At 62.6% G+C, this 13,681-nt stretch carries 14 protein-coding genes; 3 read left to right on the top strand and 11 right to left on the bottom strand.

Going from position 1 to position 13,681, the window contains the following annotated elements:
* Positions 1-17: 17 nt before the first annotated feature.
* From AC0L3P_RS34035 to ffh, 9 genes are all read right to left on the bottom strand, one after another.
* Positions 18-476, bottom strand: coding sequence for a hypothetical protein (locus AC0L3P_RS34035; protein ID WP_473308640.1), 459 nt, complete (start codon positions 474-476; stop codon positions 18-20).
* Positions 457-1,155 carry a hypothetical protein gene (locus AC0L3P_RS34030; protein ID WP_473308639.1) on the bottom strand — a complete coding sequence of 233 codons (699 nt, stop codon included), beginning with the start codon at positions 1,153-1,155 and terminating at the stop codon, positions 457-459. Before AC0L3P_RS34030 ends, AC0L3P_RS34035 begins: the two co-directional genes overlap by 20 nt.
* Before the next feature lie 72 nt (positions 1,156-1,227).
* Complete coding sequence (locus tag AC0L3P_RS34025) at positions 1,228-2,223, bottom strand: peptidoglycan-binding domain-containing protein (protein ID WP_473308638.1); 996 nt, start codon at positions 2,221-2,223, stop codon at positions 1,228-1,230.
* Between the two features lie 35 nt (positions 2,224-2,258).
* Positions 2,259-3,665: a 3-isopropylmalate dehydratase large subunit gene (gene leuC, locus AC0L3P_RS34020; RefSeq protein WP_275174624.1), complete on the bottom strand. Its 1,407-nt coding sequence runs from the start codon at positions 3,663-3,665 to the stop codon at positions 2,259-2,261.
* Positions 3,666-3,990: 325 nt separating this feature from the next.
* A complete protein-coding gene (gene rplS / locus AC0L3P_RS34015; protein WP_007604265.1) occupies positions 3,991-4,377 on the bottom strand; it encodes a 50S ribosomal protein L19 in 387 nt (128 codons plus the stop codon).
* Between the two features lie 110 nt (positions 4,378-4,487).
* Complete coding sequence (gene trmD / locus AC0L3P_RS34010) at positions 4,488-5,243, bottom strand: tRNA (guanosine(37)-N1)-methyltransferase TrmD (RefSeq protein ID WP_354064714.1); 756 nt, start codon at positions 5,241-5,243, stop codon at positions 4,488-4,490.
* A gap of 117 nt (positions 5,244-5,360) precedes the next feature.
* Entirely contained in the window at positions 5,361-5,927 is a 567-nt protein-coding gene (gene rimM, locus AC0L3P_RS34005; RefSeq protein ID WP_473308637.1) for a ribosome maturation factor RimM, read from the bottom strand.
* Positions 5,928-5,936: 9 nt separating this feature from the next.
* Positions 5,937-6,269 carry a 30S ribosomal protein S16 gene (gene rpsP / locus AC0L3P_RS34000; protein ID WP_007598827.1) on the bottom strand — a complete coding sequence of 111 codons (333 nt, stop codon included), beginning with the start codon at positions 6,267-6,269 and terminating at the stop codon, positions 5,937-5,939.
* Positions 6,270-6,355: 86 nt separating this feature from the next.
* Positions 6,356-7,903 carry a signal recognition particle protein gene (gene ffh / locus AC0L3P_RS33995; RefSeq protein ID WP_473308636.1) on the bottom strand — a complete coding sequence of 516 codons (1,548 nt, stop codon included), beginning with the start codon at positions 7,901-7,903 and terminating at the stop codon, positions 6,356-6,358.
* Between the two features lie 444 nt (positions 7,904-8,347).
* On the opposite strand from ffh, the gene AC0L3P_RS33990 reads away from it, so the two are divergent.
* On the top strand, positions 8,348-9,412 hold the full coding sequence (locus AC0L3P_RS33990) for an MBL fold metallo-hydrolase (RefSeq protein ID WP_473308635.1): 1,065 nt from the start codon (positions 8,348-8,350) through the stop codon (positions 9,410-9,412).
* A 193-nt stretch (positions 9,413-9,605) separates the two neighbouring features.
* Here the strand turns inward: AC0L3P_RS33990 and AC0L3P_RS33985 are convergent, their stop codons facing one another.
* Together AC0L3P_RS33985 and AC0L3P_RS33980 are read right to left on the bottom strand one after the other, a co-directional pair.
* Positions 9,606-10,322 (bottom strand): SIMPL domain-containing protein, encoded by a 717-nt coding sequence (locus tag AC0L3P_RS33985; protein ID WP_275174629.1) that lies wholly within the window; start codon positions 10,320-10,322, stop codon positions 9,606-9,608.
* Positions 10,323-10,327: 5 nt separating this feature from the next.
* Positions 10,328-11,119, bottom strand: a complete 792-nt coding sequence (locus AC0L3P_RS33980) for a GyrI-like domain-containing protein (RefSeq protein ID WP_473308634.1) — start codon at positions 11,117-11,119, stop codon at positions 10,328-10,330.
* 221 nt (positions 11,120-11,340) lie between these two features.
* Here AC0L3P_RS33980 and dapF point away from each other — a divergent pair, with 221 nt between their 5' ends.
* Entirely contained in the window at positions 11,341-12,216 is an 876-nt protein-coding gene (dapF, locus tag AC0L3P_RS33975) for a diaminopimelate epimerase (protein ID WP_354209669.1), read from the top strand.
* Positions 12,216-13,469 carry a tRNA (N(6)-L-threonylcarbamoyladenosine(37)-C(2))-methylthiotransferase MtaB gene (gene mtaB / locus AC0L3P_RS33970; protein WP_473308633.1) on the top strand — a complete coding sequence of 418 codons (1,254 nt, stop codon included), beginning with the start codon at positions 12,216-12,218 and terminating at the stop codon, positions 13,467-13,469. The genes dapF and mtaB overlap by 1 nt, the downstream gene beginning before the upstream one ends.
* The last annotated feature ends 212 nt before the right edge of the window (positions 13,470-13,681 follow it).

Here is a 13,681-nt window from a genome sequence, read left to right as displayed (position 1 = left end):
CGTCTAATTAGACCAACTCATTGCTTCTCTTCGGAAGCCCCGCCAGAGATCTGAGGTTGCGCAAAGCGCCCGAGCATATAGCCAACGATTGTTCCAAAGAGTCCAAATGCTGGTGCAATCTGTTCGTTGTTGTATCCCACGGTAATAAGCATCATCGTTCCGGTGATAACCGTGATAATGATAATTGGACGGGCGATTTCTTCCGGACGAGCGTTCGTCGATCGACGAAGCCCAAATAGAAGTGCGTAGATTACAGCCAAACCAAATACGCAAATAAGGCAAGTTAGCCAGAACTCGTATGGCGTCTTACTCGTGAAGAAGCTTGTGAGATTTGCGCCGACGCTTGGATTTCTTATTTCAGGCGGCGGTGGAAGTGTTTGGGCAAGAGTATTCTGAGTCCCAACAAGGATATCGCCTACAAAAGCCAAGAAGAACAATTGTGCTAACGCGAAATTCCTATACCAAGCCCCGAACATATCTGGCTCCTATCGCGGATGCTTCCGAAAATGTCTTCCTGTCTTGTGCAGCGAAATAACCACTATCCATCGCAGCTCCGCGCAAGCCCGGAGTTCCATGATACTTTGGATCCATTCGGTCATAAGCGCCTTGGTAGACGAACACACGCTGCATAATCGTCAGCGATTCAGGCGTAACGTTTCTCTTTCGAGCTAAATAGTATCCGGCCAGGAAATCGGCGTGGAGCTCGGCAAGCATGCCGTTGGCTTGATCCTTCATAAGTGCCTTTATCAAATCGGCGCTGGCAAGTTGGAAAACGTGCGCGCACTCGTGAGCGAGAACGCCAGCGACTGCAATGCCTCCATTTGCACTACTCGGATCTGCGAGATTCCTAACAAAATCGATGCCGATCCAGACGGTGCCCTGAGTGCCCCGAACAACCGTTTCTGCCGTTGTAAAAGCATTATGTGCTTGTACAAATTGAAATCCGGGATTTATGCCGGGGATCACCTGTTCGATTGCTTTCAGCTCTTCAATCAGAGCTATATCAAACCGATCGTCGCCCGACTTCGATCGTTTGGTCTGATGTCGATTGATAAACTCGTCATTGCTACAGCCGCACGAAAGAACTTTGGAATCATTCAGGGCCGCAACTCTTTGAGGCCAAACGCTCGCAGCGGTGAGGCCTGCCGCGATCAAAGTGCGTCTCGAGCAAGTTGCGACCATGCTTCCTCAACCGAAATGAACCAGACAATATTCACTACTCAATGACTATGGCTTGAAAGCAAAGATGCTAATTGGGCAATCCCCTAGGCCATTAAAGCAACTTTTGTCCAAGGTAGCCGGTTTACTATTCGGTGTGACAATCGGAGCGATGATCTCCGGGGGCTTGCGATAACCGTAGTCGAACTTCTTATAATCCTTCAGGATTGTAGCGTTTTCGCCCCCTATTGCGAGAGAAGAAACATCCCTTGTTTCATCGTTGTTAGATCTGAAGCTGGAGAGCATCGCGGGAGCTATGGATTGATAAGTCGAAGGACGCTTGCCATCCATCCAAATTGAGAAGCCGCGTATCTCGTCCGATTGACCGGAAACTCGTACCAAGTTTGCGCGAACATAAATCGCTGCATCCTTTTCGAACGCTGCGATCACAAACCAATTGTCGTCCACGAACCTTTGATATGCGATTGTTCTGTTGTTTATTTTGAGTAACTTTTCATATAGGTCGCGAAGCGAAACATCCTTTAATCGCAGAGTGTCGACGGCGATTCCGTTTTTTTTACTTGACCAGCTGCTACCCCAATCCTTTGCGGCTCGGGTCGAGACCAATCCTGTTGGTATTCCGACCGAAACTCCAGCAGCTGCATCCGTGAACTGCTCGAACTTGACTGCATCGCGGTTTTTGAAGCCCTCCTTGACAAGCGCGACTAGCTCTTCATCGTTCAAGTTACCGGTCGCGGGATGGCCGATTCTTGTCTGAAATTTCTTGATGGCCTTAGTCGTCTCATCGCCGTTCTTACCGTCAATCAGGCCTTCGTAGTCTGTAGTCCAGATTAAAGCCTCTTGCTGGATGCGTATTCCCTGCGCGTTTGGCGCGTCGGCGACTGCCGGGTCAATTGCAAGATTCAAAAATGCCAACGCGGCCGAAAACGGCAGCAGAAATATGCGCGGCGTACGACGTCCCATAAGCCCCTCCATCGCCTGTGCAACTTTGGAGCTTAGTTCTAAAAATATGCCACCGCAAGCTAGTACAAGAGGATGTTGCATGAGGCGGCGCCCTGCAAGGGCGTCGCCTCTTGGACTCACCGCCACTCCCTGATGTCGACGAAGTGACCCGCGATCGCCGCGGCTGCCGCCATCGCCGGCGATACCAGATGGGTGCGGCCCTTGAAGCCCTGGCGGCCCTCGAAGTTGCGGTTCGAGGTCGAGGCGCAGCGCTCTTCCGGAGCCAGCTTGTCGGGGTTCATCGCGAGGCACATCGAGCAACCGGGCTCGCGCCATTCGAAGCCGGCCTTGATGAAGATCTTGTCCAGACCTTCAGCCTCGGCCTGCTCCTTCACGAGGCCGGAGCCCGGCACGACCATGGCGTTGACGCCGCCTGCGACCTGCTTGCCTTCCGCGATCTTGGCGGCGGCGCGTAAGTCCTCGATACGGCCGTTGGTGCAGGAGCCGATGAAGATGCGGTCGAGCTTGATGTCGGTGATCTTCGTCCCCGCGGTCAGGCCCATATATTTCAGCGCGCGGTGCTTCGACAGGCGCTTGGCCTCGTCGGCGATCTTGTCGGGATCGGGCACGCTGCCGGTGACCGAGATCACGTCTTCGGGGCTCGTCCCCCAGGTCACGATCGGCGGCAGCTTCGCTGCATCGAGCCGCAGCTCGTGGTCGAAATGCGCGCCCTCATCCGAGCGCAATTTCTCCCAGTAACGCATCGCGGCATCCCAGTCGGCGCCCTTCGGCGCCTTCGGACGATCGCGCAGGAAGTCGAACGCCTTCTGGTCCGGCGCGACCAGGCCGGCGCGAGCGCCACCTTCGATCGACATGTTGCAGACCGTCATGCGGCCTTCCATCGACAGTGCGCGGATCGCATCGCCGGCGTATTCGAGCACGTAGCCGGTGCCGCCCGCGGTGCCGATCTCGCCGATGATCGCGAGGATGATGTCCTTGCCGGTCACGCCGTCGGGCAATTTGCCGTCGACGGTGACGCGCATGTTCTTCGCCTTCTTCTGGATCAGCGTCTGCGTCGCCAGCACATGTTCGACTTCCGACGTGCCGATGCCGTGCGCGAGCGCGCCGAATGCACCGTGCGTCGAGGTGTGGCTGTCACCGCAGACGATGGTGGTGCCGGGCAGCGTAAATCCCTGCTCGGGTCCGATGACGTGGACGACGCCCTGACGCTTGTCGAACTCGTCGTAATATTCGATGCCGAATTCCTTGGCGTTGTCGGCCAGTGCCTTGATCTGCTCGATGCTTTCAGGGTCGGGGTTCGGCTTGGTGCGGTCCGTGGTCGGCACGTTGTGATCGACGACGGCCAGCGTCTTCTCCGGAGCGTGGACCTTGCGCCCGGTGGCGCGCAGGCCTTCGAACGCCTGCGGTGAAGTGACCTCATGCACCAGATGGCGATCGATATAGAGCAGGCAGGTGCCGTCCTCGGCTTCGTGCACCAGATGGTCGTTCCAGATCTTGTCGTACAATGTGGTCGGCTTGGACATGAGCGTCAGCTCCAGGAATGTTGTGTAGAGCGGGTTGCGCGGCTGGCGCGCGGGGCAACAAAATCGTCAGCGCAGCTTTTAGGCTGCGCGCGTAAGCTCTGACGTTGCCGAGGTCGCGAAGCGTCCGAAGAACCGGCCGGGCAGCCGCGAGCGATCGTCGATGACGACGCGCTTGACGGGCGAGAGGCTGGTCAAATCTGGAAACATTCCAAGAATATATAGCAGGCCGAATTGGAATCGCGAGGGCTTTGACGCGCACGGCTGACGCAACAAAAAAGCGCGGGGTTTTGCCCCGCGCTCTCGATAACTCGCCTGTAAGCGGAGCTTACTCGTTGACGGCAGCAGCCGGGCGGTCCTGCTTCTTCTCGACGATGCGGGCCGACTTGCCGCGAAGATTGCGGAGATAATAGAGCTTGGCGCGACGCACCTTGCCGCGGCGCACCACCTTGATCGAGTCGATCATCGGCGACATCACCGGGAACACGCGCTCCACGCCTTCGCCGTACGAAATCTTGCGCACCGTGAAGCTCTCGTTGAGGCCGCCGCCGGAACGGCCGATGCAGACGCCTTCATAGGCCTGCACGCGGGTGCGGTCGCCTTCGACGACCTTCACGTTGACGATCACGGTATCGCCGGGGCCGAACTCCGGGATCTCCTTGCTGGCGGAGAGCTTGTCGAATTGCTCTTTTTCGAGCTGTTGGATCAGGTTCATGGGTAAATCTCCATCGGCGCGCCCAGCCTTGGAAAACGGGGGCTGCGCGAAATTCGTTTATCCAGCCATTGCGGATGTGGCCGCTGCTATAAGGCAAGCCGGAGCGTTTGTCACCCGTCTGTCTTGTTTTTTGGCGTTTTTTGGCGTCCGGCCCGAATCGGGGCTTTGCTCGGAATTTGGGCCCACATATCCGGTCGCCGGGCCGCCGTCAGGGCCTCGGATTCAGCCCGCCGCCAGCTGGCGACCTTGGCATGGTCACCGGAGGTCAGAATCTCCGGAATGGGTGCCCCCTCGAACAGCTGCGGCCGGGTGTATTGAGGGTATTCGAGCAGGCCGTCGGAGAAGCTTTCCTCGGTTCCCGAGGCTTCCTTGCCCATCACGCCCGGCAGCAGCCGAACACAGGCGTCGATCAGGGCCAGGGCCGCGATTTCACCGCCGGAGAGCACGTAATCCCCGATCGAGACCTCCTCCAGGCCCCGCCCGTCGATCACGCGCTGGTCCACTCCCTCGAACCGTCCGCAGACGATCAGGGGACCCGGGCCCTTGGCCAGGTCCGTGACCCGGGCCTGGGTCAATGGCCGACCCCTCGGGCTCATCAGCAGTTTCGGCCGGTCCGGGCCGATCCCGGCGGCATCGATGGCAGCCGCCAGAACATCGGCCCGAAGCACCATGCCCGGTCCGCCGCCGGCCGGGGTGTCATCGACACTGCGATGGCGGTCGGTGGCCGAGGACCGGATGTCCCGCGCCTCCAGCTCCCAGAGCCCGCCAGCCAGCGCCCGGCCGGCCAGGCTCACGCCCAGCGGCCCCGGAAACATCTCCGGGAACAGCGTCAGCACCGTCGCGCACCAGGGTGAGGGATTGGTCATCGGATCTCAGTTATTGTCGTCCCGGACAAGCGGAGCGCAGATCCGGGACCCATAACCACCGCATTTCGTTTTGCGACGGCTGGAGCGATCAGCTTAGCTAAAAATTCTGGCCTGTGGTTATGGGTCCCGGCCCCCCGTGCGCAAGTTGCGCACTAGGCCGGGACGACCCAGGGAGGGATCCTCACCTTCGATCTCCTGCGGCAGCGCGATCACGACGCGGCCGCCGGCGATGTCGACCTCCGGCACCACCGCGTCCGTGAACGGCAGCAGCATCGTGGTGCCCTTGGGCGGCGCGATCTCGATGATGTCGCCGGCGCCGAAATTGTGGATCGCGAGCACGCGGCCGAGCGCATCGCCCGCCGTGGTGACGGCGGCGAGCCCGATCAGATCGGTGTGGTAATATTCGCCCTCGTCCGTCGCGGGCAGCTTTTCGCGCGCGACGTAAAGCTCGATGCCGTTGAGGCGCTCGGCCTCATCGCGGGTCGTGACGCCCTTGAACGTCGCAACCAGATGATCCTTGGCCGCGCGCGCCGTTGCGACCTCGAACCGGCGCTTGCCGTCCTTGGACGAGAGCAGACCGTAAGTCCGCACGGCAAATGGATCTTCGGTAAAGGTCCACAGCTTGACAGCGCCGCGCACGCCATGCGCGGCGCCGATCCGCGCGACGCAGACCAGCGCCGGCATGATCTGGCCTTAACCCTTCGCGGCGGCTTCGGCCTGCGCCTTGCGCTCCTTGCGCGGCACGGCCTTCTCCGGATTGTTGCGCACTTCGCGCTTCTTGACGCCGGCTGCGTCGAGGAAGCGGGACACGCGGTCGGACGGCTGCGCGCCCTTGGCGAGCCAGGCCTTCACCTTGTCCATGTCGAGCTTCAGACGGGTCTCGTTATCCTTCGGCAGCAGCGGGTTGAAATAACCGAGACGCTCGATGAAGCGGCCATCGCGGGGAAAGCGCGAATCGGCGACGACGACGTGATAGACGGGACGCTTCTTGGTGCCGGCGCGGGCGAGACGGATAACGACGGACATCTAAGTTCTCCTTCAAAGTACGTTTTGTTCGGTTGATTGGTATTCCGCGTTGCGCGAGACCGTTGCGATCTCCCGCGACGAATTCCTCATTTCTTCTTGCCCGGGAAACCGCCGAGGCCCGGCAGCATCGGCTTGCCGCTCAGCCCGGTCAGGCCCGGAACGTTAGGCAGACCCTGGCGCAGCCCGGCAGGTAAATCCTTCGGCAGGCTGGGCAGACCTTGTCCGCCGCCACCCTGCATCTTCTCCTGCAGCGCCTTCATCTCTTCCGCCGAAGGCGGCTTCATGCCGCCGCCAAAGCCCATCGCCTGCGCGATGCCGGCGAGCGGACCGCGCTTGCCGGAGCCCATGGCCTTCATCATATCGGCCATGTTCCGGTGCATCTTGAGCAGCTTGTTGACCTGCTCGACGCTTTGGCCGGAACCCGCGGCGATGCGCTTCTTGCGGCTGGCCTTGAGCAAATCGGGATGACGGCGCTCGTCGCGCGTCATGGAATCGATCACCGCGACCTGGCGCTTCAAGATCTTGTCGTCGATGCCGGCGGCCGCGATCTGGTTCTTCATCTTGGCGATGCCGGGCATCATGCCCATCAGCCCGCTGATGCCGCCCATATTGGCCATCTGCAATAGCTGCTCGCGCATGTCGTTGAGATCGAACTGACCCTTGCGCATCCGCTCGGCGGTGCGCGCTGCCTTTTCGGCATCGATGTTGGCGGCAGCGCGCTCGACCAGCGACACCACGTCGCCCATGCCGAGGATGCGGCCGGCGATACGGTCGGGATGGAAATCCTCCAGCGCATCGGTCTTTTCACCGGTACCGAGCAGCTTGATCGGCTTGCCGGTGACCGCGCGCATCGACAGCGCGGCGCCGCCGCGGCCGTCGCCGTCGACTCGCGTGAGCACGATGCCGGTGAGGCCGACGCGCTCGTCGAACGCGCGGGCGAGGTTGACGGCGTCCTGGCCGGTGAGGCTGTCTGCCACCAGCAGCACTTCATGCGGATTGGCGGCGGCTTTGATCGCCGCTGCTTCCGCCATCATCTCTTCGTCGAGCGTGGTGCGGCCGGCGGTGTCGAGCAGCACGACGTCGTAGCCGCCGAGCTTGCCGGCCTCCAGCGCGCGCTTCGCGATCTGTGCCGGCTGCTGGCCGGCGACGATCGGCAGCGTCGGAATGTCGAGGTCGCGGCCCAGGACGGCCAGCTGCTCCATCGCCGCGGGACGGTAGATGTCGAGCGAGGCCATCAGCACCTTGCGCTTGTCGCGCTGGACCATGCGACGGGCGAGCTTTGCGGTGGTGGTGGTCTTGCCGGAGCCTTGCAGGCCGACCATCATGATCGGCACCGGCGGCACGGAATTGATATCGATGGTCTGGCTTTCGGCGCCGAGCGTGTTGATCAGCTCGTCATGGACGATCTTGACCACCATCTGGCCTGGCGTCACCGACTTGACGACGGTGGCGCCGATCGCCTGCTCGCGGACCCGCTCGGTGAAGCTGCGCACTACTTCGAGCGCGACGTCGGCTTCCAGCAGCGCGCGGCGCACCTCGCGCATCGCGGCGTCGACGTCCTTTTCGGTCAGCGCACCGCGCCCCGTCAGACGATCGAGAATGCCGCCAAGCCGTTCCGACAGATTGTCGAACAATGCCGTTGTCCCTTGTCCTGCCTACGCAGGGTTGCCGTATTCACCGTCGTCATGCCCCGGCTTGACCGGGGGCATCCAGTACGCCGCGGCGCGTCGGCTCAAGCCGAGCTGCCTCTGGAATACTGGATCCCCCGCCTTCGCGGGATGACACCTTCGCGAAGCGATCTTCCAAACACCTTTACGCCCGAGGGCGCACAGCGCTGTCGGGCGTTGGCCTCTGGCCTCCGGGGCCAGTGGGCGGGTCGAAAAGAAAGCCTTTCCGAGAAAGTGGCCGGGTTAAACGCCGCTCCCGCCCGAAAGTCAAGGAAGGTTAGGGTGGCCGGGGCCGCTTTGGAAGGCAAAGCCTTGAAAAGATGAACTTTCCGGCGGCGGGTTCCTTTTCCGCAGGCCCCGCCCATATAGCGGTGATGTCCTGCCCCTTCGACCATCCCTGAAGCCAGATCCGTGCCGATCACCCGCCGCCGCCTTTTCGGACTGCTCGTCGGTGCCAGCGCATTGGTCGGCGTACCCTCCCTTTGGATGTCCCGCATGAAAACCTATGACGGCCCGGTCTCCGACCATTTCGACGGCCTGAACTTCTTCGATCCGGACGGCGCGCCGCCGAAATCGCTTCGTGAGGTCCTGCGCTGGCAATTCGGCGGCAAGCGGCAGCGCGCGACCTGGCCGGACTGGGCGCCGAGCCCTCATGCCGACACCCCGCCGGACCGCGTTGATGGCGACAAGGTGCGGCTCTCCTTCGTCGGCCACGCCAGCTGGCTGATCCAGACCGGCGGCCTCAACATCCTCGTCGATCCCGTCTGGTCGTTGCGGGTCTCGCCCGTCAGCTTCGCCGGGCCGAAGCGGCACAACGACCCCGGCATTGCCTTCGATCGTTTGCCGAAGATCGATATCGTGCTGGTCTCGCACGGCCATTACGATCATCTCGACATGGCGACGTTATCGCGGCTCGCCAAGAATTTTGCCCCGCGTGTGGTGACCCCGCTCGGCAACGACGTCACGATGCGCAGTACCGATGCGACGATCAAGGTGGAAGCGTTCGACTGGCACGATCGCGTCGAGCTCGGCGGCGGCATCGCCGTGACGCTGGTGCCGACCCGGCACTGGTCGGCGCGCGGCATGTTTGATCGCAACAAGGCGCTTTGGGCGAGTTTCGTGCTGGAGACGCCTGCGGGGAAAATCTACGTCGTCTGCGATTCCGGCTATGGCGATGGCGGGCATTTTCGCCGCGTCGCCGAGAAGCACGGGCCGTTACGCCTGGCGATCCTCCCGATCGGCGCTTACGAGCCACGCTGGTTCATGCGCGACCAGCACATGAACCCGGAAGACGCGGTGAAGGCGCTGGCGGATTGCGGCGCGCAGGAAGCACTCGGGCATCACCACGGCACGTTTCAGCTGACCGATGAAGCGATCGACGCGCCAGCGCAGGCGCTGGTCGGGGCGCTCGATGCCGCGAAGGTTCCGCAGGAGCGGTTCGTGGCAATGAAGCCTGGGCAGGTGGTGGAGATCTGACGCCTCCGTGCGATTTATCTCCGCTGTCGTCCCGGACAAGCGGAGCGCAGATCCGGGACCCATAGCCGCAGGGAGAAGTTTGGCGAAGATTCTGAGTTACCTGTGTCGCGTCACAACCACTCCCTGTGGTTATGGGTCCCGGCCTGCGCCGGGACGACACCGTTGTGGTGGCCGGCAGTGTGCCTCGTACGGCCTAGGGCCCCGCCTTGATCGCCCAGCTCACATTCACCGTTACCGCCAGCGTTTCCTCGCCCGGCGCGACCGCGGCCTGCGGTGCGGCCATGGGAGCTGCGGCCATGCGTCCCTTGAACAGCGGCATCGGGGCGCCGCCTTCGGACACGCTGAGCGGCGCGCCGAGCGTGACGCCGGTGGCCTTGGCGTAGATCTCCGCTTTGCGGCGGGCGTCTGCGACAGCCTTCTCGCGGGCATCGTCGAGCAGTTTCGAGGCCTGCGTCACCTCGAAGGAGATGTTGCCGATATCGTTGGCGCCGGCGCCGACCAGCGTGTCGATGATAGCGGCGACCTTGGTCACGTCGCGGATCTTCACGGTGACGCGGTTAGAGGCGCGGAAGCCGACCACGGGCGAGGCGCCGGTGGATTTGTTCTGGCCGTATTGCGGCTGCAGCGACAGCCGCGAGGTCTGGTAATCCTTCTCGTCAATGCCTGCGCCCTTCAGCGCCAGCAGCACCTTGCCCATCGCGGCGTTGTTGGCGTCGGAAGCTTCCTTGGCAGACTTCGCGTCGTTGGCGACGCCGGCGTCGATCTGCGCGAGATCAGGCGCGGCGGAGATCGTGGCTTCGCCGCTCACCGAAATCGCCGACGGAAAATCGTCGGCGAGCGCAGGCGTTGCCAGCAGCGCGGCGGCAAAGGACGTAACAAGGGAGGTCAAAAGGATGGCAGGCTTTTTCATCGGTCTCACTTCAGCGGCACGAAAACATTGATCACGAGCTTGTCCTCGGCCGTCTTCAGGGGATCGGTGAGGTATTCCTCGATGAAGGTGTCCTTGGCTTCCAGCTTCTTGTCGTCGAGGTGATTGGTGATCGCCTCGTAGGTGTTGTCCATGTTGTCGTAGGAGCCGCGATGGACGAATTTCAGCGCCTTGCCCTCGGGCGATTTGCCGACGCTCATGTCCTTGGGCAGGTTCTTCGGGTCCTGCTCGACCGGGATCTCGGCAAGGAAGGTGAAGCCGGTATCGTCGGTCGAGGTGTAGACGATCATCGCATTGCCGGCGGGCTTGATGCCCTGCTTGTCCAGAAGCGTGTTCAGCGCCTTGAAGGCGTCGATCAGCGTGTCGAAGGCCGAGTCCCAATTGGCAGTGCCCTTGACCATCACGACCTTCTTGGGCTCGAGCGTGGTCTCCTGGCCGAAGGGATCGGCGGTCTGCACGGGAGCCGGCGTCGCGGCCGCAGCGGGCGGCGGGGCGGCGGGGCTGGGTGAGGCACTGGCAGCGGGCGATGGCGAGGTTGCAGGGGACGTGGCAGGGGACGTTGCGGGGCTTGGTGAGGCGCTTGCCGCCGGCGAGGGCGTAGCCACGGGTGCGGGTGAGGCACTTGCCGCGGGGGCGGGCGAAGCAGACGGGGCCGGCGAGGGGCTCGCCGATGCGGCCGGCGCCGGGCTCGGCGTTTGGGCCAGCGTGGCGGACAGACTAAACGACAAGGCCGCTGCCGGGATCAGCGCGGCCAAAGCGAGACGACGAAACCTGAACATTTTTATTCTCCCCAATAGCTTATCCGCCAAGGCCTTACGTCCCCGAAGCCTCAACCCCGGCCGCATGTCCCGGATCGCGCGAATTTCGCCGTTCTAACACGCGAGCGCCGAATTCGTCCCATGACAGATGCGTCATGGCAGCGTCCTGGCTCTTGTCGGCAAATCACTGGCCAAGAGGGCCAAGGATCGCCATATAAGGCAGGCGAAATTCGGGAATTTTCATGAGCGCGCTGGCCAACCACGCATTTGCCAAGATGAACGGCATCGGCAACGAAATCGTCGTTGTCGACATGCGCGATTCCACCTCAAAGGTCACCCCGGACGATGCCCGTGCGGTGGCATCGGCGCGAGGCGGCGTGCCCTACGACCAGCTCATGGTGCTGCAGAAGCCGCGCTTCGACGGCACCGAAGCGTTCATCAGCATCTACAACAGTGACGGCTCCGAGGCAGGCGCCTGCGGCAACGGCATGCGCTGCGTCGTGCGCCGCATCTTCGAGAAGACCGGCCAGACCAATGCGACGTTCGAGACGGCCGCGGGCCTGCTCAATGCCTGGCAGGGTCCGGCGCCGGATCTTTATACGGTGGACATGGGCGCGCCAAAATTCGCCTGGCAAGACATTCCGCTCGACCAGGAATTCCGCGACACCCGCTACATCGAATTGCAGATCGGCCCGATCGACAATCCGATCCTGCATTCGCCCTCGGTGGTCAGCATGGGCAATCCGCATGCGATCTTCTGGGTCGACGACGTCAATGCCTACGACCTCGAGCGTTTCGGTCCGCTGCTGGAAAATCACCCGATCTTCCCGGAGCGCGCCAACATCACGCTCGCCCATATCGTCGATCCCCAGCACATCACGATCCGCACTTGGGAGCGCGGCGCCGGCCTGACCAGGGCCTGCGGCTCGGCCGCATGTGCCACGGCGGTTGCGGCGGCGCGGCTGAAGCGCGCCGAGCGCAATGTCGAGATCACGCTGCCTGGCGGCAAGCTCGGGATCGAATGGCGCGAGCGCGACGATCACGTGCTGATGACGGGCACGGCAACCTTCGAATATGAAGGCAGTTTCGATCCGGCGCTGTTCGCGCCGGTCGGGTGATGAGCGTCGATATCGTCACCTTCGGCTGCCGCCTCAATGCCTTCGAGGCCGAGGTGATCCGCCGCGAGGCCGAGGGCGCGGGGCTCTCCGACACCATCGTCATCAACAGCTGCGCCGTCACCAACGAGGCGGTGGCGCAGGCGAGGCAGTCGATCCGCAAATTGAAGCGCGAGCGGCCGGGAGCGCGCATCGTCGTCACCGGTTGCGCCGCCCAGACGCAAAGCGGCATGTTCGCCGGGATGGCCGAGGTCGATCGCGTCGTCGGCAATGACGACAAGATGCGGTCGTCCGCATGGCGCGAGGCGCGTGCGGCGTTCGATCTCGGTGCCAACGAAAAAATCGCCGTCAGCGACATCATGGCGGTGAAGGAGATGGCGCCGCATCTCATCGACGGCTTTGCGAGCGGCCTGCCGCGGGTGTTCGTGCAGGTGCAGAACGGCTGCGACCATCGCTGCACCTTCTGCATCATCCCGTTCGGCCGCGGCAATTCGCGCTCGGTGCCGATGGGCGCGGTGGTCAATCAGGTGCGGGCATTGGTCGAGCGCGGCCATGCCGAGATCGTGCTGACCGGCGTCGACCTCACCAGCTACGGCTCGGACCTGCCGGGCGCGCCGAAGCTCGGCATGCTGACGAAGCAGATCTTGCGGCATGTGCCGGAGTTGAAGCGCCTGCGCATCTCATCGATCGATTCGATCGAGGCAGACAGCGATCTCTTGGATGCCATCGCCGAGGATTCGCGGCTGATGCCGCATCTGCACCTGTCGCTGCAGTCCGGCGACGACATGATCTTGAAGCGCATGAAGCGGCGGCATACGCGTGGCGACGCAATCGCGTTCTGCGACCAGGTCCGTCGCCTGCGCCCGGATATCGCGCTGGGGGCCGACATCATTGCGGGCTTTCCGACCGAGACCGAGGAGATGTTCTCGCGTTCGCTCGATCTGGTCGGGGAATGCGGCCTGACGTTCCTCCACGTCTTCCCCTATTCGCCGCGCCCCGGCACGCCGGCCGCGCGAATGCCGCAGGTGGCGGGCGGTGCAATCAAGGAACGGGCGAAGCGGCTACGTGCGGCCGGTGAGGCTGCGCTTCTGCGGCGGCTGCAAGCCGAGATCGGCGCCACGCGTGAGGTGCTGATCGAGAGCGAGGAGCAGGGGCGGACGGAGCATTATCTGCCGGTGGCGATTGCGGGCGAGCGTATGGGGAGTGTGGTGCCGGTCAGGATCGTCGGCAATGATGGCGAGCGACTGACGACATAGTCGCTTGCGGTGAGTCGCGACGCGCTGCATCTCCAATGTCGTCCCGGCGAAGGCCGGGACCCATACCGCGTGATCTATCGATTGCGGGTCGTGGAGTACCGAGCCACTAATCTTCGCCAAACCTCTCTCGGTGTTTATGGGTCCCGGCCTTCGCCGGGACGACATTGGAATGTGGTGCGCAGCAAGCGCCTACAACGCCCGCACCTGCCAGA

This window comes from Bradyrhizobium sp. WSM4874 (assembly GCF_055811835.1).
The sequence above is the reverse complement of the archived record's forward strand: the minus strand, read 5'-3'. Positions and strand labels throughout refer to the sequence as shown.